Annotated in this window: 21 protein-coding genes, 1 tRNA gene and 1 pseudogene; 9 read left to right on the top strand and 14 right to left on the bottom strand. The window is 68.7% G+C overall.

Going from position 1 to position 23,425, the window contains the following annotated elements:
* Nucleotides 1–70: 70 nt before the first annotated feature.
* The gene (locus RIC31_RS15710; protein WP_350109503.1) at nt 71–1,084 is read right to left on the bottom strand and encodes an alpha/beta fold hydrolase; all 1,014 of its coding nucleotides are present in this window, start codon (nt 1,082–1,084) and stop codon (nt 71–73) included.
* A 109-nt stretch (nt 1,085–1,193) separates the two neighbouring features.
* On the opposite strand from RIC31_RS15710, the gene RIC31_RS15705 reads away from it, so the two are divergent.
* The 3 genes from RIC31_RS15705 to RIC31_RS15695 all read left to right on the top strand — a co-directional run bounded on the left by RIC31_RS15705 (nt 1,194) and on the right by RIC31_RS15695 (nt 3,353).
* Nucleotides 1,194–2,033 (top strand): TauD/TfdA dioxygenase family protein, encoded by an 840-nt coding sequence (locus tag RIC31_RS15705; protein ID WP_350109500.1) that lies wholly within the window; start codon nt 1,194–1,196, stop codon nt 2,031–2,033.
* Between the two features lie 200 nt (nt 2,034–2,233).
* Nucleotides 2,234–3,205 carry an N-carbamoyl-D-amino-acid hydrolase gene (locus RIC31_RS15700; protein WP_350109497.1) on the top strand — a complete coding sequence of 324 codons (972 nt, stop codon included), beginning with the start codon at nt 2,234–2,236 and terminating at the stop codon, nt 3,203–3,205.
* Nucleotides 3,206–3,276: 71 nt separating this feature from the next.
* Nucleotides 3,277–3,353: transfer RNA gene (locus RIC31_RS15695), tRNA-Arg, on the top strand.
* A 12-nt stretch (nt 3,354–3,365) separates the two neighbouring features.
* Here the strand turns inward: RIC31_RS15695 and RIC31_RS15690 are convergent.
* From RIC31_RS15690 to RIC31_RS15680, 3 genes are all read right to left on the bottom strand, one after another.
* Nucleotides 3,366–4,424, bottom strand: coding sequence for a cyclic nucleotide-binding domain-containing protein (locus RIC31_RS15690; RefSeq protein WP_350109494.1), 1,059 nt, complete (start codon nt 4,422–4,424; stop codon nt 3,366–3,368).
* A gap of 211 nt (nt 4,425–4,635) precedes the next feature.
* Nucleotides 4,636–5,448, bottom strand: coding sequence for a lysophospholipid acyltransferase family protein (locus RIC31_RS15685; protein WP_350109491.1), 813 nt, complete (start codon nt 5,446–5,448; stop codon nt 4,636–4,638).
* Between the two features lie 239 nt (nt 5,449–5,687).
* A complete protein-coding gene (locus tag RIC31_RS15680; protein ID WP_350109488.1) occupies nt 5,688–6,473 on the bottom strand; it encodes a class I SAM-dependent methyltransferase in 786 nt (261 codons plus the stop codon).
* Between the two features lie 278 nt (nt 6,474–6,751).
* Here RIC31_RS15680 and RIC31_RS15675 point away from each other — a divergent pair, with 278 nt between their 5' ends.
* Both RIC31_RS15675 and RIC31_RS15670 read left to right on the top strand, forming a co-directional pair.
* On the top strand, nt 6,752–7,939 hold the full coding sequence (locus RIC31_RS15675) for a class I SAM-dependent methyltransferase (protein ID WP_350109485.1): 1,188 nt from the start codon (nt 6,752–6,754) through the stop codon (nt 7,937–7,939).
* A gap of 14 nt (nt 7,940–7,953) precedes the next feature.
* Complete coding sequence (locus RIC31_RS15670) at nt 7,954–9,141, top strand: glycosyltransferase family protein (RefSeq protein WP_350109482.1); 1,188 nt, start codon at nt 7,954–7,956, stop codon at nt 9,139–9,141.
* On the opposite strand, the gene RIC31_RS15665 is transcribed toward RIC31_RS15670, so the two are convergent.
* Nucleotides 9,138–10,022 carry a fatty acid desaturase family protein gene (locus tag RIC31_RS15665; protein WP_350109479.1) on the bottom strand — a complete coding sequence of 295 codons (885 nt, stop codon included), beginning with the start codon at nt 10,020–10,022 and terminating at the stop codon, nt 9,138–9,140. The two genes, RIC31_RS15670 and RIC31_RS15665, sit on opposite strands and share 4 nt — an antisense overlap.
* 543 nt (nt 10,023–10,565) lie before the next feature.
* Nucleotides 10,566–11,561: a UDP-glucose 4-epimerase GalE gene (gene galE / locus RIC31_RS15660; RefSeq protein ID WP_350109476.1), complete on the bottom strand. Its 996-nt coding sequence runs from the start codon at nt 11,559–11,561 to the stop codon at nt 10,566–10,568.
* A gap of 373 nt (nt 11,562–11,934) precedes the next feature.
* Here galE and RIC31_RS15655 point away from each other — a divergent pair, with 373 nt between their 5' ends.
* The gene (locus tag RIC31_RS15655) at nt 11,935–12,387 is read left to right on the top strand and encodes a (2Fe-2S)-binding protein (protein ID WP_350109473.1); all 453 of its coding nucleotides are present in this window, start codon (nt 11,935–11,937) and stop codon (nt 12,385–12,387) included.
* 3 nt (nt 12,388–12,390) lie between these two features.
* Nucleotides 12,391–14,733 carry a xanthine dehydrogenase family protein molybdopterin-binding subunit gene (locus RIC31_RS15650; protein ID WP_350109471.1) on the top strand — a complete coding sequence of 781 codons (2,343 nt, stop codon included), beginning with the start codon at nt 12,391–12,393 and terminating at the stop codon, nt 14,731–14,733.
* 200 nt (nt 14,734–14,933) lie between these two features.
* On the opposite strand, the gene RIC31_RS15645 is transcribed toward RIC31_RS15650, so the two are convergent.
* The 8 genes and pseudogenes from RIC31_RS15645 to RIC31_RS15610 all read right to left on the bottom strand — a co-directional run bounded on the left by RIC31_RS15645 (nt 14,934) and on the right by RIC31_RS15610 (nt 21,078).
* Nucleotides 14,934–15,389 carry a cupin domain-containing protein gene (locus RIC31_RS15645; RefSeq protein WP_350109468.1) on the bottom strand — a complete coding sequence of 152 codons (456 nt, stop codon included), beginning with the start codon at nt 15,387–15,389 and terminating at the stop codon, nt 14,934–14,936.
* Nucleotides 15,386–16,039, bottom strand: coding sequence for a helix-turn-helix domain-containing protein (locus RIC31_RS15640; RefSeq protein WP_350109467.1), 654 nt, complete (start codon nt 16,037–16,039; stop codon nt 15,386–15,388). Before RIC31_RS15640 ends, RIC31_RS15645 begins: the two co-directional genes overlap by 4 nt.
* Nucleotides 16,040–16,259: 220 nt before the next feature.
* On the bottom strand, nt 16,260–18,458 hold the full coding sequence (locus RIC31_RS15635; RefSeq protein WP_350109464.1) for a TonB-dependent receptor: 2,199 nt from the start codon (nt 18,456–18,458) through the stop codon (nt 16,260–16,262).
* A gap of 151 nt (nt 18,459–18,609) precedes the next feature.
* Nucleotides 18,610–19,239, bottom strand: a complete 630-nt coding sequence (locus RIC31_RS15630) for a PAS domain-containing protein (protein WP_350109461.1) — start codon at nt 19,237–19,239, stop codon at nt 18,610–18,612.
* A gap of 1 nt (nt 19,240) precedes the next feature.
* Nucleotides 19,241–19,666 carry a TetR-like C-terminal domain-containing protein gene (locus RIC31_RS15625; RefSeq protein ID WP_350109910.1) on the bottom strand — a complete coding sequence of 142 codons (426 nt, stop codon included), beginning with the start codon at nt 19,664–19,666 and terminating at the stop codon, nt 19,241–19,243.
* A 12-nt stretch (nt 19,667–19,678) separates the two neighbouring features.
* A pseudogene (locus RIC31_RS15620) lies at nt 19,679–19,795 on the bottom strand (helix-turn-helix domain-containing protein); the annotation flags it as partial.
* A 166-nt stretch (nt 19,796–19,961) separates the two neighbouring features.
* The gene (locus RIC31_RS15615; RefSeq protein ID WP_350109459.1) at nt 19,962–20,666 is read right to left on the bottom strand and encodes an SDR family NAD(P)-dependent oxidoreductase; all 705 of its coding nucleotides are present in this window, start codon (nt 20,664–20,666) and stop codon (nt 19,962–19,964) included.
* A 10-nt stretch (nt 20,667–20,676) separates the two neighbouring features.
* Nucleotides 20,677–21,078, bottom strand: a complete 402-nt coding sequence (locus tag RIC31_RS15610; protein ID WP_350109456.1) for an MAPEG family protein — start codon at nt 21,076–21,078, stop codon at nt 20,677–20,679.
* Between the two features lie 168 nt (nt 21,079–21,246).
* On the opposite strand from RIC31_RS15610, the gene RIC31_RS15605 reads away from it, so the two are divergent.
* Together RIC31_RS15605 and RIC31_RS15600 are read left to right on the top strand one after the other, a co-directional pair.
* Nucleotides 21,247–21,600: a VOC family protein gene (locus RIC31_RS15605; RefSeq protein WP_350109453.1), complete on the top strand. Its 354-nt coding sequence runs from the start codon at nt 21,247–21,249 to the stop codon at nt 21,598–21,600.
* 156 nt (nt 21,601–21,756) lie between these two features.
* Entirely contained in the window at nt 21,757–23,403 is a 1,647-nt protein-coding gene (locus tag RIC31_RS15600) for a radical SAM protein (protein ID WP_350109450.1), read from the top strand.
* Nucleotides 23,404–23,425 lie beyond the last annotated feature (22 nt).

The following is a 23,425-nucleotide window of genomic DNA, read 5'->3' as shown; positions in this document are numbered from 1 at the left end:
GGCCGCCGCTTGGCCGAGACGCATACCCTACATTGAAAATATGACGAGGGCATGTACCTTTGATCGTCGATCAGCATGTCGTCAGGTCGTCCACCGCCTTGCGCAGGAACCGCATGTCCTCGGGGTTCAGCGCCGGGTTGCCGGCGCGGTGGCCCCAGATCGACTCGATCGGTCGGAACTCGGCGTTCGGCATCCTGGCGGTCTCGGCCGCGCTGTCCTCGGGTGTGAAGTACAGGTCGGTGCGCGACGGCATGATGATGGACTTCGCGGTGATCGCGCCGAGCGCGGCGTCGAGGTCGCCACGGTAGATCTCGTTGTCGCTGATGTCCGACAGCTCCCAGGTCTTCAGACTGGCCACCAGGTCGTCGCCGTTGCGGCGCAGGAAGTTGGCCTCCCAGCTGCGCACCAGCCAGTCCTCCAGGTCGCTGAACCCGGCCTGCAGGTACAGCTTCTCGCGGTAGAAGGCCTGGCTCATCGCCCAGCCGGCATAGACCCGGCCCATGGCGCGCAGGCCGGTGACCGGCCGGCCCTCGAAGTACGAGCCGCGCCAGGCGGCGTCGGCGGTCAGGGTGGCCCGCACGCCCTCGAGGAACACCTTGTTGTGCACCGAGGTGCGGGCCGAGGTGCAGACCGCCACGATCCGTTCGACCCGGTCGGGGAAGATCGCGCCCCAGTGCAGGGCCTGCTGGCCGCCCATCGACCAGCCGTAGGCCAGCGCGATCCGCTCGATCCCGAACACCTCCTCCAGCAGCCGTTTCTGGGCGTGCACGTTGTCCCAATGGGTGAAGTCCGGGAACCGGCCGTGGCCGAACGGCTCGGCCATGGTGCCTGGCGAGGTCGACAGCCCGTTGGTGAACATGTTCGGGATCACCACGAACCAGCGGCCGGGGTCGAGCACGCGGTCGGGCGCGATCAGCCACTCGGTGTCGGTGTGCTGGGCGCCGTAGGAGGTCGGGTACAGCACGACGTTGGACTTGTCGGGCGCCAGGGTGCCGTAGGTCCGGTAGACGATCCGGGCGTCCGGCACCGTCATCCCCTTCTGCAGCCGGAGGGCACCGAGCTCGAACACCTGGGCGTCAGCCATTCCCGCATCCTTTCGCGTTTCGCCATGCCGCTTTGCAGGGCTTACGGTAGGCCGCGCCCCGCACTCGCGCTAGCATCCGGCGAATGCGGGCATCCAGGAGAGGATTTCCATGCGCCAGAACAGCATTGCCGTCAGCCCGGTCGCCGGCGCCATCGGGGCCGAGATCGCCGGGGTCGACCTGGCGCAGGACCTGTCCGACGACACGGTCGGGGCGATCCGCCAGGCGCTGCTCGACCACCTGGTGATCTTCTTCCGCGACCAGGAATTCACGCCCGACCGGTTCCTGGCCTTCGCGACCCGGTTCGGCGAGCCGATGGTCTATCCGTTCGTGAAGGGGCTGGACACCCACCCGGAGATCACGCCGATCCTCAAGAAGGAGGAGGACCGCAGCAACTTCGGCGGACTCTGGCACTCCGACACGGTCTACCAGCAGACCCCGCCGATGGGCACGATCCTGTACGGCATCGAGATCCCCCCCTATGGCGGCGACACCGAGTTCGCCAACCAGTACCTGGCCTACGAGACCCTGTCGGCGCCGCTCCGGAACTTCCTCGACGGCCTGAGCGCCGTGCACATCTCCGGCAAGGGCGCGGTCCAGAAAACCCGCACCGACATGATGAAGCACTCCTCGGCCGGCCTGAAGGGCGACGAGCTGGTGTCGCGCCACCCGGTGGTTCGCACCCATCCGGAGACCGGCCGCAAGGCGCTGTACGTCAACGTCGCCCACACCACGCATTTCGAGGGCATGACCGAGGAGGAAAGCCAGCCGATCCTGGACTTCCTGTTCCGGCACCAGGTGAAGTCCGAGTTCACCTGCCGGTTCCGGTGGAAGAAGGGCTCGGTGGCGTTCTGGGACAACCGCTGCACCCAGCACAACCCGATCAACGACTATCACGGCTTCCGCCGGCTGATGCACCGCATTACGCTGGTCGGCGACACGCCGGTGTGAGGCTGGCGTATTCTCTCTCATGCCGTCATTCCGGGCCGATGCGCCGAAGGCGGAGCGGACCCGGGACCCACCAGCCGTGTCGGGCGCGCGCAGCCGCAGACCGCCGTCGCTCCGTGGGTCCCGGGTCGCCCCTGCTTGCGCACGGTCGCCCGGGATGACGATGGGGTGGGTGGTACCTGTCGCTGTTGAAGGAGGCTGTCATGCGCATCATCACCGTCGGAGCCGCCCAGCTCGGCCCGATCGCCAGGGACGAGAGCCGGGCCCGGGTGGTCGAGCGACTGATCGCGCTGCTGCGCCGGGCCAAGGACCGCGGCTGCGGCCTGGTGGTGTTCCCTGAGCTGGCGCTAACCACGTTCTTCCCGCGCTGGTACATTGAGGACGAGGCGGAGCTCGACCGCTGGTACGAGACCGAGATGCCGGGGCCGGAGACCGCCCCGCTGTTCGACGAGGCGAAGCGGCTGGGGATCGGCTTCAGCATCGGCTATGCCGAACTGCTGCGCGAGGACGGGGCCCGGCGGCGCTTCAACACCGCCATCCTGGTCGACCGGAGCGGCGCGATCGTCGCCAAGTACCGCAAGATCCACCTGCCGGGCCACGCCGAGCACGAACCCTGGCGGGCGTTCCAGCATCTGGAGAAGCGCTACTTCGAGCCCGGCGACCTGGGCTTCCGGGTGACCGAGGCGTTCGGCGGCCGCATCGGCATGTGCATCTGCAACGACCGGCGCTGGCCCGAGACCTACCGGGTCATGGGCCTGCAGGGCGTCGAGATGGTGCTGCTCGGCTACAACACCCCGATCCAGAACCCGCCGGCGCCCGAGCACGACGCGTTGTCCTGGCACCACAACACCCTGGTCATGCAGGCCGGCGCCTACCAGAACGGCACCTGGGTGGTCGGGGTCGCCAAGGGCGGGGTCGAGGAGGGCGTGCACCAGATGGGCGGCACCCAGATCATCGCGCCGTCCGGCGAGACCGTGGCGCTGGCGGTCACCGAGGGCGACGAGCTTATAACGGCGGACTGCGACCTGGACCTGTGCAATTCGTACAAGCAGACGGTGTTCGCCTTCCACAAGCACCGCCAGCCGCAGGCCTACGGCCTGATCACCGGGACCGCCGGTGTGGTGACTCCGGACGAGGCGGTGCGCATCGACCCGGCGCTGGGGAAGCCGGCGTAGCGGCGCCCGCCCGTCGGGCCGCTTGAAGCCTTGCACCGCCGGTCGAAGCGCATTAGGTTCCGCCGTCTGACGCACCCGTAGCTCAGCTGGATAGAGTGCTGCCCTCCGAAGGCAGAGGTCACAGGTTCGAATCCTGTCGGGTGCGCCATTTCCCTCCCTGCTACAGAATCCCCACCGAGAACACGCACGCGCCCAGGAAGAAGTGGAGCAGCGTCACGCCGGCGACGTTCTGGTGGCGAAGGTAGAACAGGCCGAAGACGATACAGCCCACAATGGTCACCACGACCGCCAGCAGCCCGAAGTGGATGTGGAACACCCCGAACACCGAGCTGGTGAGCAGCACGGTCTTCACGCCGCGCCGATCGTTCAGGAAGCGCTGGATCGACGACTGCATGAAGCCGCGGGCCACCACTTCCTGCAGGAAGGAATGCAGCAGGTAGCCCGGCACCGCGCTCCAGCCCGGCGCGAACCGGAGATCCGGCACCGAGTCCGACAGTTGCGATCCGATCACCGCGGCCGCGGTCAGCGCCATCACCGCCACCGAGGCCACGACCCCCTCGGTCACCGACTTCCGCAAGCCTTCGGTCGTCAGCCCGATCTGGCTGAGCGGGATCTTCATCATCCACACGATGACCAGGCACGGCACCAGCGCGACCAGCAGGTACTGCCAGGCGAACTGCTGAGTGTGGACGTCGACCTCCAGGATCTGGGTCGAGACCACGTTGTTCACGACCATGCCGATCGAGAACAGCATGATCGTGAACAGGAAGAACAGGCCGAACTGCTTCTGGGTCCGGACCAGCTCGAGCTGGTGCTGCAGGGTCGCGACGTGCAACTCGGTGCCGACCCGCAGGCGTTGCACCACGGTGATGCCGACACTGGCCCGTAGGTTGTCGTAGAAATGGTCGCCGCCTTCGAGCTCGAGCAGGTCGAAGGGGTGAATGCGCTGCAGGGTGCAGTCGGTCTCGGCGCGGGCGTTCAGCTGCCGGGCGCCGCCGTCCAGGAACGACATCTCGCCGACGATGTCGCCCGGGCCGAGATTCAGCACCGGCCATTCGGCGTCGTCCTCGCCGCCGGCCCGGTAGCTGACCACCCTGCCGGACTCGATGATGTACAGCTCGTTGGTCTGTTCGTCCTCGGCGAACAGGATCGTCCCGGCATCGACGGTGAGGCGCTCGCCGACGCTCTCCATGGCGGCCCGGGTGTCCGGCGCCAGCATCTTCAGCGAACTCGCGGTGACCGGCCGCGGCGATGCGGCGGCGGTCGAGGGCGCAGGCGGGGCGGATTCGGGTGAGGCGGACTCGGGCGGGGCGGATTCGGGCGGGGCGTCGTTGGTCATCTCACCATGGTCCGTAGGCGCGGGCATGCGGTCGATACCGGCCGCCGGACCAGGGTGGGAGATGCGGGACGCACTGTGAAGCCCGAAAGTCTCAGGGCGACGGAGTCACCGGACCGGCGCCGCTCCGGATCGCGAGCGCGTCGCCGGCATCGTCCGGGATCGGTGCCGGCTGGTTGGAATCGATTGCCTCCCACTCGGCCAGCCGCGCTTCGATGAAGTTCATGACCTCGCGGTGGGCGGTCGCGCCGTCGGCGGCAGTAGCGATCGCTTCGCCGAACGCGAAGCGCGCCGGTCGTTCCGGCACGATCCAGCCGATATCCTTGATCAGCCGCCCGGGCATCCAGGTCGCGGTGTCGAGGGCGATCGGGACCATCGGCACACCGGCCGCGCGGGCCAGGCGCATACCGATGCTGTTGAAGGACTTCCGGCTGAAGGTCGCGGTCCGGTGGGCCTGCGGGAACACGATCACCGACATGCCGCGCCGTAGCCGCTCGGTCCCCGCTTCGATGACCCGCCGCAGGTCGGTGCGCGGGTCGGCGCGGTCGACGGTGATCGGGTCGAAGCCGCGCAGGACCGGCCCGAGGATCGGGTATCTGAGCAGGCTCGACTTGACCACGAAGGTGCAGGGCGCCGCGCGCTCCAGGATCGAGGGCAGGATCTGGGTTTCGAGCGCGCTCATGTGATTGGCGACGAAGACATACGGGCCGCCCTGCCAGTCGACTCGGTCCAGCCCGGAGATCTCGAAACGGACGCCAACGGATTCGAGCGACCGCCGCAGTGCATGGCTGCCCTTCACCAGGTCCGCGTTGTCGAGGCGACCACAGGCGGCCTTGAAGGCGGCCCGGCTCATATGGCCGACCGCCTGCACATAGAACGCGACCGAGGGCAGAACAACTCGGGACATATCGACTTCTTCTCCCAGGGGGGCGGACGTGTTCCGTGAAACCGGGAGATCGCGGGGCCGGACGACCTTGCCGTCCGACACGCACGACGCTCCTGGCGCCGGCGTGATCCACTTGCCGTTCAGGCGATCCAGATCGGCATTGTAGCGCGTAGACCGCCCGGGTGCCTATGACCCAAGTGACGATTTGCGGCTGTGCGCCGGCGGCGCGGGTACGATCGGGGGGATCGGCGTCGGTTCGGTCATGATCTCCGGGCATGCGGTTCGACGAAGGCGACACCCGGCGAGGCAGGCGGGTCGACCGCGGCGCCGTGCCGGAGCGTCGCCGGTTCCAGCACGAAGATGATCTGCTTCACCCGGTCCCACATGCTGTAGTGGAACCGCTCGACCCGGGTCACGCGGACCCCGGCGTTCTCGAAGAGGTCCCGCCACCCCTCGATCTTCAGAAAGTTGTATGGCAGCGCGATGCCATAGGGGCGATTGCCCAGATAGTCGGCAATGCACAGCAGCACGTGGTCCCACCGCGTGACCCAGTAGTGATCCTTGATGACAATCCGGTGCCTCGCGACCCGCAGCGCTTCCTGCAGGACTCTCTCCGGCTGGCGGTCGTGGTGCAACACGTCGACCAGGGTGACGGCGTCGAAGGCGTTGTCGGCAAACGGCAGTTGGACCCCGTCGTAGCGCAGGACCGGAATGCCTGGATCCGGCTGGAGCTTGACGTCCACACCGGTGATGGACAGTGCCGGATTGATCTGCATGAGGAGTCGCGCCAGCTGGCCACTGCCGGAGCCGACGTCGAGCACGTCGTCGATGTCGGTCAGATGACGCGCCAAGCGTGGCGGAAGGTGCCGCATCCTGGATTGCGACGACACCCAGCGGTCCCAACCCGCAAGCAGCAAGGACACCATCGGCTGACCGACTCGTCGGGCGCGGGCAATCACCGTATTCATGCGCGAGCGTGTATCGTGGATCCGCATGCATTTCCACATCGGGCCCTGCCGGGAAATCGCCGGGTGAAGGACCGCCATCGCAGAGGATCATTTGCGACCCTTCGTGCTGCGGTCGCCGTCGTCTTCCCAGGTCGTCGCGACTGGTTCTATTGGTCAGCATGATGGTTGCCGGCCGGATACTGGCAAAAGCGACATCCCTCGGGCTGCAATGCATTCCTATACTTCGTTGACAGAGCCGTCGCCGATCGGTGTTTTTTAGGAAGGCCGGTTTGTCGGTGGATGTCGGGCGAACAGGCCCGGGCTCGCCAGGGGATAGCGAGTCGAAGAACAGACTTGGACTCTTTGCGGGGGCGGGAATGAAAGTTGCGGCCAGGAATGCGATCGACGCCATGCGGCGGGTGGACCCCGAGGCAAGCTTCCTGGTGCGGTTCTGGGACGGTGACGAGATCGTCGTCGGCGACGGGGCGCCGCAGTTCACGTTGTGGATGAAGACCCGCGAGGCGTTGCAGAGGACCTTCGGCGACGGCTTCCTCGGCTTCGGCGAGTGCTACATGGCCGGCGACATCGAAATCGAGGGTGACGCCCAACTGCTGTTCAAGCTCGGCCACCAGATGGGTTTCGGCGATATTTCGCTGTCGCTGAAGGAAAAGCTCCGGTTCGCCGCGGCGGTTCTGCTCAATCGGAACACGCGGCGGTATGCGCCGAAGAACGTCACCTTTCACTACAACCTGGGAAACGACTTCTTCGAACTGTTCCTCGATCCGACGATGACCTACACGTGCGCGTATTTCCGGACTCCGGACGACACGCTGGAGCAGGCCCAGCGCAACAAGTACGAGCACGTCTGCCGCAAGCTGGTGCTGCGCGAGGGTGACCACCTGGCCGATCTCGGCTGCGGTTGGGGCGGCATGCTGATCTATGCCGCACAGAACTACGGGATCACCGGCGTCGGGGTGACGCTGTCGCAGCCACAGGTCGAGTACGCCAACCGCCGGATCGCCGAACTCGGCCTGCAGGATCGAATCGAGGTCCGCCTGAGCGACTATCGCGACCTGGACGGCAGCTTCGACAAGGTGGCCTCGATCGGCATGCTCGAGCATGTCGGCAAGGGCTTCATCGGAACCTGCGTCCAGAAGATCCACGATCTGCTGAAGCCGGGTGGGGTCGCGCTGCTGCATGCGATCAGCAACGACACGCCGTTCCCCGATGATCCCTGGACGATGAAGTACCTGTTTCCCGGCACCCACGTGCCGGTCCTCTCGCACATGATCGAGGAGATCAGCACGCGCCAGCTCAGCGTCCTGGACGTCGAGAACCTGCGTCAGCACTACGGCCGCACGATCGATTTCTGGGCCGAGTCCTACGAGCGCAACTACGACAAGGTGCGGGACAAGTTCGGTGACAGCTTCGCGCGCTGCTATCGGCTGTACTGGATCGTGACGTCGACCTCGTTCAAATACGGCGGGAATCGGCTCTTCCAGATCGTTTTCTCCAGGGGTCTGAACAACGACCTGCCATGGACCCGTGCGCACATCTACCGGTGACGGGCGACCTGGACGTGAGTTCGACGGACGCAGCCGCGCCGACCGGTCAGTCCCATGTCGTGGTGGTCTATACCGACGCCGGCGGCGGCCACCGGGCCACCGCCGAGGCGCTGCGTGACATTCTCACCGCGGTCGGCGGCTATCGCATAACCCTGGTCAACGCATACCAGGAGGTGCTGCCGGATCTCGACCTGTTCGCGCGCTACACCTCGCGCGACGTCGAGGAGACCTATAACGAGCTGATCCTGCGCCGGGGCCGGACCGGGCTGTTCTGCCTCGGCTTCTACGTTTGCGCCGTGCTGAACGTGCTGCTGCTCGGCAAGTCGGGCCGGCGGGCGTTCGCCGCGCTGTGGGAGCGCACGCGCCCCGACCTGGTGGTCTCGGTCCTGCCGGTGATCAACCAGCTGATGCTCGACAGCCTCGCCGCATACCGGGATGGCCGGGTGCCGTTCGCCGTCCTGATGACCGATTGGGCGGAGATGAACCGCCATGTCTGGTTCCCCAAGGGCGACCGCTACTTCGCGATCAGCGGCACCGACGACTGCCATCGCCAGCTGGTGCGGTACCGGCATCCCGACGACCGGCTGTTCGCCCTGACCGGGCTGCTGACCCGGCCGGTGTTCCTGGAGCCGAGGCCGGCGGACGTTGCGGCGGCCCGCCGCGACCTCGGCCTCGATCCCGAACGGCCGGTGGTGTGCATGCTGTACGGCGGTTACGGCAGCTGGCGCATGCTGGAGATGGCAGAGGCGCTGCGGGACGATCCGCCCGGTGCCCAGGTGGTGTTTCTGTGTGGGCGCAATGAGACGTTGGCGGATGCGGTGGCTGCTGCCGGGCTGCCGTTCCCGGCCGTGGTGAAAGGCTTCACGCGCGAGGTGCACCGCTATATGGCGGTGTCCGACGTGTTCGTCGGCAAGACCGGCCCGCTGTCGATCAGCGAGGCGCTGGCGTTCGGGCTGCCGCTGCTCATCGATCGCGGCAATGTGCTGCCCCAGGAGCACGCCGTGCTGAAGTGGATCGCGCGCAGCGGGGCGGGCGAGGTGTTCTCGACGCCGAAGCAGTTCGCGCGGGCCCTGCGCGCGCTGCTGGCGCGAGGCCCTTCGGCGCGCAAATCCGGCGCGGAGGCTCCGCGGGGCAACCAGGCTGCCCGCCAGATACCCGAGATCATCACCAGGATCCTCGGGCAGGGTACCGGGCCCGGCTAACCGCCGACGTCCGCAGTTCGCGCATGCTCCGGGACACCGCGGAAGATGTCGCGGATTGTGACCACGCTGCGGCGGTACACCGGATCGGTGGCCTTCAGCTCCGCATGCAGGGCCGGCAGGTTGTGATACGGCACGCCCGGAAACATGTGATGGGCGGTGTGGTATTTCAGGGCCAGCGGCTGCAGCAGTTCGGCGAATGGTGATTCCACGGTGAAGCTGTCGGCCACCTGATCGCGCTTGTGCGATGTCTCCAGCCGGCTCTCCATCCGGTGCTCCAGCGGGATGCGCCAGGTGACCAGGTACCAGGCCGCAACCTGGATGGCATACATCAGGGGCAGGGTCGCGGGCAGCATGAGAGCGTACAGAGTCCAGAACGCGAGGTAATAGCGGCTCAGGAGCATGACCTCTCGCTTGTGTCTGGCCGGCAGCACGCTCCCGGTCGGCATGCCCCGGCGCAGCAGAAAGGTCTCGACGGCCTCCTCGGCGGCAATCCCACCGATGGCGGCCGTCACGGTGATGGCGGAGGCGAAGATCGGCATGATCGGCGGGATGAAGACGAACACGAAGACCGACAGCTTCCGGTCACCCCGCAGCAGGAGGTACTGGGGGTCCTCCTTCGTCCGGAACTTGCCGGTCGAGTGATGGATCATGTGGGGCCGCACGAACCGGGCAGACGGTACCAGGATGAGGGCACCGACGGTCAGGTTCCAGAACCGGTTGAAGGCTCGCAGGCGCCGGTTCCCGGTGCGGTGTGCGACCTCATGGCCGAAGATTCCGGCCCGATGGATCGAGATCGTCGCGATGGCGAAGGCCACGACGAACGGCCATCCGCTTGCGTTCGCGCACCAGGCGAAGGCGGCGGCAAATGCCGCCATCGGCATCAGCAGGTCCCGGAAGTAGACCGCCGGCTTCACTTCGAAATGGGCCGTGTCGATCATCGCGACGTCTCGTCAGCTGCGCGGGTATCCGGTTCGGTGATCGGGGTCGGCAAGCGGCCTTGCTTCGGTCCGGAGGCCTTGACCGGAAGCGGTTCCGCGCGCCGGGTCGGATGAGACCTGCGATCCGGCCCGTGAGTATAGTACCCGACCGGCCCGGCGGGACTGTCGTTTTCGGCAGGTCGCGGGGATCCGCCGGAAGCGGTAGTCCGTTGCGGAAGAGGTGTTGATGATCCTGGTGCCGGCCGGGCTACTGTGGGGCCATGACGCCGCGGTGATGACCAACTGCGCTTGCTTCGTCCGCAGGCAGGGTGGGGCGGCCGCGCGCCGGGGTCGTGCCGATATCGCCGGCAGCGGCCGGCATCACCGCAGGCCACCCGATCCGGCAGTGCCAGGTGACAGGAGGCCCGGCGACGGACACCGAGGTTGCGCGCCGCGTGAACCCGCCGGTCGACGTCCCGGCCGCCGGTGGTTCGAACTGACCGGCGCTCAGGCGCGGCGGCGGATGCCGGCGATCGGGCCCTGCATCCAGGCCTCGGCGGTCGCGACGATATCGGCGACCGAGGTGACTTTCGGACGCCATCCAAGAACAGCCCCGGCCCTGCCGGAATCGGCGACCAAGACCGGCGGATCGCCGGGGCGGCGCGGCCGGAGGCGGTATGGCACCCGCCGTCCGGTGACGCGCTCTACGGCTTCGATCAGTTCCAGGACCGAGGTGCCGGTGCCGTTGCCAAGGTTGACGGCCGTGCTCCTGCCGCCGCCCAGCAGGTAGTCGAGGCCGCTGACATGCGCGTCGGCGAGATCGCCGACATGGACGTAGTCGCGGATCGCGCTGCCGTCCGGTGTCGGGTAGTCGGTGCCATAGATGTCGAACTGCGGAAGCCGGCCCGCGGCCGCCATCAGCATCCGGGGAATGGCATGGGTCTCCGGATCGTGCATCTCGCCGGTCTCGCCGTCCGGGTCGGCGCCGCTCGCGTTGAAATAGCGCAGTCCGATCGACCGGATGCCGTGGGCGCGGTCGAAGTCGGCCAGGACGCGCTCGGCCATCAGCTTGCTGGCGCCGTATGGATTGATCGGGGCCTGCGGATGGTCCTCGGGGATCGGCACCGTTTTCGGGCAGCCGTAGACCGCGCAACTGCTCGAGAACACCAGGACGCCGACGCCGTGACGGCGCATCGCCTCGACCAGGCTCACGGTGCCGGCGACGTTGTTGCGGTAGTAGAGATCTGGGTTCTCGACCGACTCTCCGACGCTGGCGACCGCGGCGAAATGCATGACGGCGTCGGGCCGATACTGCCGGAAGACTGCGTCCAGCCGTTCTTCGTCGGCGATGTCGCCGATCTCCAGCGGGCCCCATCGGACCAGCGCGCGATGACCCTGCGACAGGTTGTCGAACACCACCGGCTCGTGCCCGGCAACGGCGAGCGCCTTGCATGCGTGTGAGCCGACATAGCCGGCTCCGCCGGGAACGAGGATGCGTGCCATCGACCGAGATTGCATGACTTGTCCCGCTGCAGCCACCGGCATTTCCGACAGCAGGCCCCGGGTGCGATCCGGCAATCGTCGACCCCGCCGGCCGTCGGGGCGGCCGACTTCACATTGGCGTTACCCGGCGTCCCGCGAGGCGCGATCACGCGACGATGACGGCGTGAAATCAGCAGGTTCGCGCGAAGCAAGATAAACAATGGAGAATACATAACCATGCCGATTCACATTGACGAGTCGTCATATGACTTGGCTACCGTACCAGATGGCCGGAAGACATCGGCCCGGCGCCGGTCCGTGCGGGTGCCGCACCCGTCGCGGTGAGTTCTCCCGCCCGCGCCCCCGGCGCACGAAAACCGGGAGGAACGCGAACATGGTCAAGCTGACGATCAACGGCGTCGCTCACGATTACGACGGCGATCCGGATACCCCGCTGCTGTGGTTCGTCCGCGACGAACTGGGGCTGAACGGCACCAAATACGGCTGCGGCGCCGGGCTGTGCGGTGCCTGCACGGTGCACATCGACGGTGTCGCCGTGCGCGGCTGCCTCACCGCGGTCTCCGAGGCCGCCGGCAAATCCGTCACCACGATCGAGGGTCTGTCGCCCGACGGCAACCACCGGGTCCAGGTCGCGTGGCGCGAGCTGAACGTGCCGCAATGCGGGTTCTGCCAGTCCGGGCAGATCATGCAGGCGGCGTCGCTGCTGACCGAGAACCCCAGTCCGACCGACCGGCAGATCCTGGACGGCATGCAGGGCAACATCTGCCGCTGCGGCTGCTACCAGCGGATTGTGTCGGCCGTCCGCCACGCCGCGACGGGAGCGTGAGCCATGCTGCACTTCATCGAGAAGACCCTGTCGCCGCGCCCGCTGCCCTCGGCCAAGGCCCTGCGCGCCGGGACCACGGTGATCGAGAATGTCAGCCGCCGCGGCTTCCTGGCCGGCGCCGCCGGCTTCGCCGTCGCCCTGCAGGTGTTTCCGGCCCGCGCCTATGTGTCCTACGACCACGGCGGCCTGACCATGCCGCACGGCGTGATCACCGACCCGCATGTCTTCGTGGCCATTTCGCCTGACGGCACCGTGACCATCGTCGCCCACCGCTCCGAGATGGGGACCGGATCGCGCACCAGCATCCCGATGGTGGTCGCCGACGAGATGGAGGCCGACTGGGACCGCGTGAAGATCGTCCAGGCGGTCGGCGACGAGCCGAAATACGGCAACCAGGACACCGACGGCTCGCGCAGCCTGCGCCACCACATCCAGCCGGCCCGCGACATCGGTGCCGCGGTCAGGAAGATGCTGGAGCAGGCGGCCGCGAAGAAGTGGAACGCCAGCCCCGACGATGTCGAGGCGATCGGCCATCAGGTCGTGCACAAGTCGCTCGGCCTGCGGGTCGGATACGGCGAACTCGCGGAGGCCGCGATGGCGCTGCCGACGCCGGCCCGCGAGACCCTGAAATACAAGGACGAGAAGGCGTTCCGCTACATCGGCAAGGGCGCGGTGCAGATCGTCGACCTGCACGACATCACCACCGGCAAGGCGGTCTACGGCGCCGACGTGACGCTGCCCGGCATGCTGTTCGCGGTCATCGCCCGGCCGCCGGTGGTCGGCGGCGCCGTGAAGACCGTGGATGCCGAAGCCACCCTCAAGGTGCCGGGGGTTGTCCGGGTCGAGCAGGTGCCGGGTGCGCCGATGGGCTCGAAGTTCAAGCCGCTCGGCGGGGTCGCGGTGGTGGCCCGCAACACCTGGGCGGCGCTCAAGGGCCGCGACGCCCTGAAGATCGCCTGGGACAACGGCCCGAACGCCGGCTTCGACACCCCGGCCTACGAGAAGGCGCTCAGGGCGTCGGCCGGGGCGCCGGGCACGCCGGTCCGCGACCAGGGCGACGCCGAGAAGGCGCTGGCGGGGGCCGCCAGGGTGTTCACCCGCGAGTACTACCAGATGCACATGGCGCATGCGCCGATGGAGCCGCCGGCGGCGGTCGCCACCGTCGCGGACGGCAAATGCGAGGTCTGGGGGCCGCTGCAGAGCCCGTACGGCGCCCGGGTCGACATCGCCGACTTCCTCGGCATGAAGGAGGCGGACGTCACCGTCCACGTGACCCTGCTGGGCGGCGGCTTCGGCCGGAAGTCGAAATGCGACTTCGCGATCGAGGCGGCCTGGCTGTCGAAGACCGTCGGGGCGCCGGTGCGGGTGCAGTGGACCCGCGAGGACGACATCCGGCACAGCTTCTACCACACCACCAGCGTCGAGCGGATCGACGTCGGCCTCGACAAGGACAACCGGCCGGTGGCGTGGCGGCATCGAAGCGCGGCGCCGTCCTTCCTGTCGACCTTCGCGCCCGACGAGGGCGTGCAGCATCCGATCGAAATCGGCATGGGGCTGGAGGACATGCCCTACGAGATCCCGAACGTCCGGGCCGAGCAGTGCAAGGCCATGGCCCATACCCGGGTCGGCTGGTTCCGGTCGGTCTCCAACATCCCGCGCGCCTTCGCGGTGCAGTCGATCACGGCCGAGCTGGCCGACGAGCTGGGCCGCGACCAGAAGGACTTCCTGCTGGAGATGATCGGCAGCCCGCGCGAGCTCGACTGGCAGGCGATGGGCCTCGGCCAGGCGATGTGGAACAACGGCGAGCCGGCGGCGGAATTCCCGTTCGACACCGGCCGGCTGCGCGGCGTCGTCGAGCTGGCGGCCGCCAAGGCCGGCTGGGGCCGGTCGCTACCCAAGGGCGAGGGGATGGGCATCGCCGTGCACCGCAGCTTCGTGTCCTACATCGCCACGGTGGTGCGGGCGAAGCTGGACCCGGACGGCACGGTCCGGGTGCCGGAGGCGCATGTCGCGATCGACTGCGGCTTCGTCGCCAATCCCGAGCGGGTGCGCTCGCAGATGCAGGGTGCCTGCGTGTTCGCCATGACGGCGGCGATGCACGGCGGCGTCAGCTTCGAGAAGGGCGCGGTCGTGGAGAGCAACTTCCACGACTACCGGATGGTGCGGGCCGACAACTTCCCGGAGGTGGTGCACACCCACATCGTGCCGCACCCGTTCGCGGTGCACGCGACCGGGGTCGGCGAGCCGGCGGTGCCGCCGTTCCTGCCGGCCCTGACCAACGCTATCGCCAACGCCGGCGGCAAGCGCATCCGCGACCTGCCGATCGGCGACCAGACGAAGGCGTAGCGGGCGTCCGAGTGGCGGGTGGGTTCCGGAGCCGGGCGCTCCCGCGCCCCCTCCGGAATGACGGGAATTAGGGGGCTGATGGGCGGCGAACGCCCAATATCACTATCACTCTCGTCATCCCGGAGAGTCCGCGCCAGCGGGCGGCTCCGGGATCCCGGGTGCGACGGCTGTCATTGCCCTGACAGGCAGCGCTACTCTGCCTACAGGTCGACCCGCTCCTCGGCGACCGCCCTGCGCTCGGCCTTGTTGAAGCGGTCGTCGTAGATCGGCCGCTCGCCGGTGGTCGGGCCGGGATACTGCACGATCAGGATCTCGCCGCCGGTGTCGGTCCTGAACTCACCCTCGAAATGCGGGTCCGGGTGGAACAGCATGCTGCCGGGCGTGATCGTCCGGCCGTCGATGACGAACTCGCCCTTCAGCACGTACCAGACCTGGGCGAAGCCGTGATAGTGCTCGGGATGGTACGCGCCCGGCTCAAGCCGCAGGATGCCGGCGTTCGGCTCGGTCGGCCGCTCCGGGCGCGGGTGGAACAGCATCTTGCCGGTCTCGCCGGGCCAGCGGATGGTCTCCCACTCCATGTCGTCCATGTGCCGGACCTCGTAGGGCAGGTGGTCCCTGCGCGAGGCCTCGCGGGCCGTCCTCATCTGCTCGGTCATCGGGTTTCCTCCTCGTTGTCATGCGCGCCGCCTGCCGCGGGCAGCTGCCACCATTCGACCGGGGCCGGGGCCTCGGCCGCGCTCGATACCGTCATCAGCACATGCGCCTCGCCGTCGCCGGCGTTCTCGGCGCGGTGCGGCAGGGCCGAATCGATCAGGATGCCGTCGCCGGCGCCGAGCCGGTGCCGGCGGTCGCCGACATGGAACAGCACCTCGCCGCTCAGCACGAAGCAGTGCTCCTGCCCGGGATGCGACACCATGGTCGGCATGGCCTCCCGGCGCGGGAACACCAGGTGGAAGACCTCGAGCCGGTCGAGCGGGGCGCCGCCGGCGAGGTGCCGCCAGCGGTAGCCGGCGCTGGTCACCTCCTGGGGCGCGTCGCCGCCGCGATGCACGGCGATTTCGGTCCTGGCCGGGGCCGCCGGGTCGGCGAACAGCTCGTGCAGGCCGAGGCTGAGCACGTCGGCGAGGCGGATCAGGTTGGCGATCGAGGCCGAGGCGTGGCCGCGCTCCAGCCGCGACAGGAAGCCCTCGGACAGCTCGCTGCGGCCGGCAAGGTCGGCGAGGGTCAGCCCGGCGGCCGACCGCGCGGTGCGCAGTCGGCGGCCGATCTCGCGGGTGATTCCGTCGATGCGGTCAGGAGCAGCCATGACCGCAGGCTGGCGTAGATTTGCGTATTGAGCAATATAAATTGCACTATATGCAATGTTTCGTCACGGCGTGGGTTCCGGCTCCGTTCCGCCTCCGGCGGCCCGGTCCGGAATGACGGCGGGGAAGGGGTGGCGGGCCGATCTTCCCCCGCCGTCATTCCGGACGGCCGCGCCGCCCTCGGCGCGGTCGAGCCGGAACCCACCCGCCGCCGGCCGGCCCTCAGAACCGCGCCGACACCGACAGCTTGCCGGTCAGCGGGTCGCCCTGGGTCAGGTAGCCGCCGCTGGCCGAGGCCCAGTAGCTCTCGTCGGTGACGTTCTCGACGAAGGCGTTGAAGGTCACCGGGGTGCCGTACATCTCGGTCACGTAGCGGGCGCCGATGTCGAGCCGGGTCCAGGAATCGACCTCCTGGGTGTTGGCGGCGTCCAGGAACTGCGGGCCGGTGTGCAGCACCCGGCCGGACAGGGTGACCCCCGCCAGGTAGGGCAGGTCCCACTCGGCGCCCAGGTTGACCTGGTAGTCGGACACGCCGGGCGCGTTGTTGCCGTCGTTCGTGCCGCCTGCGGTCTCGGTCAGCTCGGCGTTCAGCAGGGTGACGCCGCCCAGCAGCCGCACACCCGGATGCGGCTCGCCGAACAGGGTGACCTCGAGGCCTCGGTTGCGCTGCTCGCCGTCGACCCCGAACACCAGGGTGTCCGGGTCGGTGGTGCCGGACGGCTGGGTGGTCTGGAACAGCGCGACGCCGGCGCCGAATCGGCCGAAGTCGGCCTTGGCCCCGACCTCGTACTGCTTGGACCGGTAGGGCGGGAAGATCTCGCCGGAATTGACGGCGGTCGCCGGCGCCTCCGGCCCCTGGGCCAAGCCCTCGATGCGGTTGGCGTACAGCGACACCTGGTCGGTCACCTTGACCACCGCCCCGACCACCGGGGTGACCGCCGACTCGTCGTAGGACGAGGTCTCGGCCCCGCTGCTGCGGTCGAAGCCCTTGATCGTCAGCTGCTGGGCGCGCAGACCGGCGGTGACCCGCAGCCGGTCGTCGAACAGTTCCACGGTGTCGGACGCGAACACGCTGGTCAGCTCGGTGCGGCTGACCAGCGGCAGGTTGTCGAAGTCGCCGCCGGCGAACAGGGTGGCCGGGCGGTCGACGTCGGGGGTGTCGTAGATGTTGGTGGCCGAGCTCGAGCCGAACTCGTAGGCGTTGCGGTTCTCCTGGGTCAGGCCGGAGACGCCGACGTTCAGGCTGTGCCCGACCGGCCCGGTCGCGAACTCGGTGCGCAGGCCGGCCTGGCCGCTGAGGTTCAGGTCCTCGCGCGGCACCGTCAGTCGACTGACGGTGGCGGCGCCGGTCGACGCATCAGTCACGGTCGGCGAGGCGTAGTCGCCGTCCTCGCGCATGAAGCGGGCGCCGAACTGGGCGTAGGCCATTACGCTGTCGGTGACGTCGAACTCGCCGCGGACCTGGCCGAAGCTGTCCTTCAGCTCCGAATACGACCAGGCGGTCGCGTAGTTGTGGGTCGAGTCCGGCGCCTCCGGGACCTCGATGCCGCCGCCCAGGAACACCACCGGCCGGCCCTGGTCGATGCGCAGCCGCTGGTGGCCGGCGTCGAGGGTGACCCGGGCCCGCTCGCCCCGGTAGTCGAGGGCGACCGCGCCGATCAGGGTCTGGCGCTCTTCGTCCTCGATCGCGGTCTCGCCGTCGCGCGCCACCGCGTTGACCCGCACGCCGTAGGCGTTGTCCGGGCCGAACCGGCGGCCGCTGTCGAGATGCATCCCGAACTGGCTGTTCATGGCGTAGCTGCCGGTGATCCGGGTCAGCGGCTCGTCGCCGGCGCGCTTCGGCACCAGGTTCACGCTGCCGCCGATGCCGGTGCCGGCCGGCGCGACGCCGTTCAGGAAGGCATTGGCGCCCTTCAGCACCTCGACGCGCTCGTAGAGTTCCAGCCCGACGATCTGCCGCGGCGCGTTGCCGTACAGCCCGTCGATCGCGATGTCCTCGCCGTACAGCGGGAAGCCGCGGATCACGAACTGCTCCGAGAAGTTGCCGTAGCCGTAGCCGCTGCGCACCGACGGGTCGTTGGCCAGGACGTCGGCGATGGTGTCGGCCTGCTGGTTGCGGATCGTCTCCTCGGTGTAGCCGGTGACGCTGAACGGCACGTCCATGATGTCCTGGTTGCCGAGCACGCCGACCCGGCCGCCGCGCGACACCTGGCCGCCGGCATAGGCCGGCGGCAGCGGGTCGCCGGGGCCGGCGGTGCTGGATTCCACGCTGATCGGCTCCAGCTTCAGGGTATCGCCCGTAGCCTGCGGGTCCTGGGCGCCGGCCGGGATCGCGCCGAGGGCCGACAGGGCGACGGACGCCAGCAGGGTGGCCGTCGGCAGCCGGCGGCTGCCGGACGGGCGCGCGTGGAACTTGGACATGCGGAACTACTCCGGGACACGCGCCGCCCCCCTGGCGGCGTCACCGGAGCGCTTTATCGCAAATGCAACTGACTCGCAATATCGAAACATCGACCCGCTTCCGAATGCCGCCGTCATCCGAGACGGTCGCCCGAAGCGGTCGGCCGAACCGTCAGACGGGATCCTTCCGTGTGCCGCGGGCACCCGGATCGCGGATCGGCACCGCCCGGGCGCCGACATCGGCCGCCCACCGGCCGGCAAAGGAGCGCTCGCGGTCGTCCTCGTCCTGCTGGACGCGCAGGAAGGCCATCCATTGCGAGGCCATCCTGAGCGAGCCGTCGATCGGGTAGAGCGCGATCAGGATGCGCGAGACCGGCCCGCCCTGGCGCAGCGGCAGCACCAGCCGGTCGTAGCCCAGGCTCTTGCCGAGCAGCTGGAACTCGCGCCGGTACATCAGGGGCCGGATCTCGGTCACGGCGCGGGCGAAGCAGCCGCGGATCTCCTCGAACACGTCGCGGCGATAGACCCGCTCCAGCTGCATGTAGGTCGGGTCGCGCCCCAGCAGCCGGACCAGCGCCGAGCCGACGACCAGGTAGCGGGGATGGGCGAGGTCCTCGACGTCGACCAGGGCGAGGTGCGGGAACATCGGCTCGAACCGCTCGATGTCGATCGCGGCGGCCTCGGGAACGTCCAGGCCTTCGCCGCGGGTGACGTCGAGCCAGTGCTCGGCGAGCGACCGCAGCTTGCCGTTCGGCATGCCGTCGAGCGACATGTACTCGGCCGTCCAGGACCAGACCGCCACGTCAGCCGGCCCCGGTGCCGCCGGTGAGCTGCCGTTTCAGGACCGCGATCACGTCGTCGAGCTGGCCGTCGTCGCCGCTGGTGCGCTTCACCAGCAACGCGCCCTGCAGGGCGCTGAACACCAGCCGTGCGACGCGCGGCGCCTCGTCGGCCAGCACGAACTCGCCCCGCCGCCGTCCGCGCTCGAGGATGTCCGCCAGCCAGGCCTGGTGCTCGGCGAAGAAGCGCGCCACCCGGTCGCGCATCGCCGCGGGCAGGGCCGGCATCTCGCCGGCCAGGGCGCCGCACAGGCAGACCCTGTCCGGGGTCCCGGCGAACTGGAGATACGGCTCGAGATAGCGGTCCAGCATCGTCATCGCCGGCTGCCCGGTGTCGGCCGCGATGGCCGTGAGCGCCGCGCCGAACCGGTCGGCGTAGCGCTCGACCACCGCCAACCCGAGATCGGCCTTGGACGGGAAGTGATAGTGGATGCTGGCCTTGCGGATGCCGATTGGCTCGGCGATGTACTGGTAGCTGAACGCGTTGTAGCCGCGCGTCTGGATCAGGCTCTCGGCGATGTCGAGGATGTCCTCGGCGGTCCTGGACCGGCCGTGCGCGGCCTTCTCGATGTCGGCGGGCGTGGTGATGGCGCGGATCCCCGTTGCGCGGTCTGGTCCGACGTTTCAATTACCCCGTCGGGCCGGGTGGGATCAATTCCCGGCCCGACGGGGCGGGCGTGCCCGCTCAGAATTTCTCGGTGCTCGGGCGCAGGTCGAGCTCCTGGGTCCAGGCCGAGGGATGCTGCCGCACCAGGCCGAGGCAGGCGGTGGCGACTGCCCCGGGATCCATGCGACCGCCGTCGCCGGGGCCGAAGCGCGCCGCGGTCTGCGGCTCGTCGATCAGGCCGTCCAGCACCAGATGGGCGACGTGGATGCCGGCCGGACCGTACTCGCGGGCCAGCGACTGGGCCAACCCGCGGAGCGCGAACTTGGTCGAGGCGAAGGCCGCGAACCGGGCCCCGGCGCGGACGCTCGCCGTCGCCCCGGCCAGGACGATCGTTCCGTGGCCGCGCGCCAGCATCGCCGGCAGCACCGCCCGGGCGACGTGCACGGCGCCGAGCAGCCCGGTCCGCCACACCGCCTCGAACTCGGCCGGCGCGGTATCGGCGAACGGCTTGACGACGAGCCGGTGCGCGGTGTGCACCACGACCTCGATGCGCGCCGCCAGCGGGGCGACGGCAGCGGCCACCTCTGCCTCGACACCCAGGTCGGCGGTCAGTGGCCGATAGCTGCCGCCGGCGGCCCGCACCTGGGCCTCGATCGTCGCCGCGCTCCGGCCGGATCGGGACAGGCCGGCGACGTCGTACCCGGCCCCGGCGAAGGTGGTGGCCAGGCTGGCCCCGAGACCCTCGCCGATGCCGGCGATCAGCGTGACCGGGCGGTCGGTCATCGCCGCCGCCTCACAGCCAGCCGAGGATGCTGGCGATGACGACGATCTGGGCGCCCCAGCCGGCGGCGAAGGCCAGGGTGCGGGCGACCGGCACCCCGGCGGTGTAGACGGCGAAATGCGCCAGCCGGGCGAAGAAGTAGACCGCGGCGGCGGCCTGGGTGGCCGGGGTGGAGATGCCGAGCGCGTGCGCCGTCAGCACCGCCGGCACGAAGATCGCCAGGTTCTCGACGGCGTTGGCGTGGGCGCGGGCGGCGCGCTGCGCCCAGGGCGACTGCGGCGTGCCGCTGTCCGGGACGCCGGCCGATAGCGTCGCCGGGATCCCCCGGACCGCCATGCGGTCGAGGATGTAGGGCACCCAGAACAGCGCGGTCATCAGGACGGTGAGGGTCATCCAGTGCAGTTCGGTGGTCATGTCGGTCATCCCCTGGTCGGGACCGCCCAGATGCGGTCGAGCGATAGCTACCTACTAATTGGTAGAGAGTCAAACAATGACCGGGCGACGGGAGTGTTCATGATATGTTCTTGACTCGCCGACAGCCGCCCCCCAGGATTTTGCAGACCAGACGCACAGGAGGAACGGATGGCGGCATCCGAGAGCGACCGCCGGATCGACTATGTCGAGTTCGGCGTGGCGGATATCGCGCGCTCGAAGGCGTTCTATGGCGGCGCCTTCGGCTGGACCTTCACCGACTACGGCCCGGAATACTGCGAGTTCTCCGACGGCCGCATGAAGGGCGGCTTCACCACCCTGACGCCCCCCGGCCCGGGCGGGCCGCTGCTGGTGCTGTACGGCGACGACCTTGCCGATCTGCAGCATCGGGTCGAGGGGGCCGGCGGCGCCATCGTCAGGCCGGTCTACGATTTCCCCGGCGGCCAGCGGTTCCATTTCCGGGACCCCGACGGCTACGAGCTGGCGGTCTGGTCCGCGGCGTAGCGGCTGGCAGTTTGGACAGTCGCCCGAGCGAGGCGATTTCCGCGAACATTGACACGGGGCCGGGTCGGCGGTGATCCTCGACCGTCGGGCTGGCGGCCCAGTCACTTGTTCGCGGAACGCGCGAGCGCCGCCATGGCACCGAGGGCGAGGCGACACATGGCTGACCTCGATCTGATCCTGGTGACGCAGTCCAACGTCGTCGACTACGAGGGCTTCGGCGACCTGCCGCTCGACCGGCTGGACCTGTACAAGTCGCTGGTCTATCCGCGGATGGTGCATCACGACGGCCGGTTCCGATCGCACCTGGACTACCTGAACAAGAAGAAATTCGGGCGCTACTTCGCCGACGCCGGCTACCCCGAGCGGCGCGGCATGTACAACATCTGGAACCTCGCCTCGATGGCCGGGCTGCACCTCGCGAACTACCTGATGCAGTTCGGGCTGAGAGTGCGGCTGATCAACAACCTGGATTCCGAGTGGGACTGGTTCGAGGAAGCCTACCGGTCGAGCCCGACGCCGCCGCTGGTCGGGCTGTCCTCGACCTTCTACCTGTCCTGGAAGGAGGTCGGCGGGGTGGCGAAGCGCCTGCGCGCGCTGGATCCTGGGATGGAGATCGTGCTCGGCGGAGCGTTCGCCAACGCCGAGACCATCCACCAGAGCCCGAGCGCCTTCGAGTCCCGCATGCGGAAATACGGCTTCCGCTACGTCCTGCACGCCTTCAACTCCGAGCCCGACCTGCGCGACCTGCTGCTGGCCCGCCGGGCCGGCCGGAACCCGGACACGGTCCGCAACCTGGCCTGGATCGACGGCAGCCTGAAGACCGGCGCCTTCGAGGCCACCGAGAAGCAGTGGAACACGCCGCTGCTGTCGCTGTCCGACGTGCCGCCGACCTGGGACCGGCTGGAGATGCCGTTCCTGAACCGCACCATCCAGATCCGCACCGCGTCGGGCTGCCCGTTCGCCTGCGCGTTCTGCTCCTATCCGACCACCGCCGGGCCGTGGAAGACGGTCGAGGCCGACACCGTGCGCGCGCATCTCGACTCGGTGATGCGGATTCCGGGGGTCGACCGCATCATCTTCATCGACGACACCTTCAACGTGCCGCCGCACCGCTTCAAGGAACTGGTCAGGATCTTCGCCGACTATCCCTTCGAGTGGTTCTCGTTCCTGCGCGTGCAGTATGTGAACGAGGAAGTCATGGCGATGATGAAGGACTCCGGCTGCCGGGGCGTCTATCTCGGCATCGAGTCCGCCAGCGACACCGTCCTGAAGAACATGAACAAACGCGCCACAGGCAAGCAGTTCGCCGAGGGCGTGCAGCTGCTCAACAAGTACGACATCGACTACCTGGCGGCCTTCGTGCTGGGCTTCCCGGGCGAGACCGACGCGACGATCCAGGAGAACGTCGACTTCATCCGCGACAACGGCGTGCGCTACTATTCGCTGAAGGAATTCTACTACATGCCGCACACCCTGGTGCACGAGAAGCGCCAGGAATACGGCCTGACCGGCGACGGCGGGAAATGGTCGCACGACACCATGACCCACGACCGCGCCGCCGAGATCAAGCTCGACCTGTTCCAGTCGATCGGCGACAGCACCCACATCGATCCCGACACCAGCCTCTGGTACATGGCCTACCTGTACGACCAGGGACTGGGCTTCCCGGAGATCCGGCGCGAGCAGGACGAGATCAACGGCCTGATGAAGGCCCAGCTGCGCGCGCTCGACGACGGTTCCGGGCCGCGGGCCGAGGCGGACGGCGGCCCGGAGGTGGGCGCCGCTGCGGTCGCCGCCGAATGAACCCGAAGCCGTGACGGCCGGG

It is taken from the genome of Thalassobaculum sp. (genome assembly GCF_040219615.1).
GTDB lineage: Bacteria > Pseudomonadota > Alphaproteobacteria > Thalassobaculales > Thalassobaculaceae > Thalassobaculum_A.
The sequence above is the reverse complement of the archived record's forward strand: the minus strand, read 5'-3'. Positions and strand labels throughout refer to the sequence as shown.

Coding starts and splice junctions, on each gene's coding strand:
- RIC31_RS15710 (WP_350109503.1), bottom strand. CDS start 1,084: ATGGCTGACGCCCAGGTGTTCGAGCTCGGTGCCCTCCGGCTGCAGAAG.
- RIC31_RS15705 (WP_350109500.1), top strand. CDS start 1,194: ATGCGCCAGAACAGCATTGCCGTCAGCCCGGTCGCCGGCGCCATCGGG.
- RIC31_RS15700 (WP_350109497.1), top strand. CDS start 2,234: ATGCGCATCATCACCGTCGGAGCCGCCCAGCTCGGCCCGATCGCCAGG.
- RIC31_RS15690 (WP_350109494.1), bottom strand. CDS start 4,424: ATGCTGGCGCCGGACACCCGGGCCGCCATGGAGAGCGTCGGCGAGCGC.
- RIC31_RS15685 (WP_350109491.1), bottom strand. CDS start 5,448: ATGTCCCGAGTTGTTCTGCCCTCGGTCGCGTTCTATGTGCAGGCGGTC.
- RIC31_RS15680 (WP_350109488.1), bottom strand. CDS start 6,473: ATGGCGGTCCTTCACCCGGCGATTTCCCGGCAGGGCCCGATGTGGAAA.
- RIC31_RS15675 (WP_350109485.1), top strand. CDS start 6,752: ATGAAAGTTGCGGCCAGGAATGCGATCGACGCCATGCGGCGGGTGGAC.
- RIC31_RS15665 (WP_350109479.1), bottom strand. CDS start 10,022: ATGCCGATGGCGGCATTTGCCGCCGCCTTCGCCTGGTGCGCGAACGCA.
- galE (WP_350109476.1), bottom strand. CDS start 11,561: ATGGCACGCATCCTCGTTCCCGGCGGAGCCGGCTATGTCGGCTCACAC.
- RIC31_RS15655 (WP_350109473.1), top strand. CDS start 11,935: ATGGTCAAGCTGACGATCAACGGCGTCGCTCACGATTACGACGGCGAT.
- RIC31_RS15650 (WP_350109471.1), top strand. CDS start 12,391: ATGCTGCACTTCATCGAGAAGACCCTGTCGCCGCGCCCGCTGCCCTCG.
- RIC31_RS15645 (WP_350109468.1), bottom strand. CDS start 15,389: ATGACCGAGCAGATGAGGACGGCCCGCGAGGCCTCGCGCAGGGACCAC.
- RIC31_RS15640 (WP_350109467.1), bottom strand. CDS start 16,039: ATGGCTGCTCCTGACCGCATCGACGGAATCACCCGCGAGATCGGCCGC.
- RIC31_RS15635 (WP_350109464.1), bottom strand. CDS start 18,458: ATGTCCAAGTTCCACGCGCGCCCGTCCGGCAGCCGCCGGCTGCCGACG.
- RIC31_RS15615 (WP_350109459.1), bottom strand. CDS start 20,666: ATGACCGACCGCCCGGTCACGCTGATCGCCGGCATCGGCGAGGGTCTC.
- RIC31_RS15610 (WP_350109456.1), bottom strand. CDS start 21,078: ATGACCACCGAACTGCACTGGATGACCCTCACCGTCCTGATGACCGCG.
- RIC31_RS15605 (WP_350109453.1), top strand. CDS start 21,247: ATGGCGGCATCCGAGAGCGACCGCCGGATCGACTATGTCGAGTTCGGC.
- RIC31_RS15600 (WP_350109450.1), top strand. CDS start 21,757: ATGGCTGACCTCGATCTGATCCTGGTGACGCAGTCCAACGTCGTCGAC.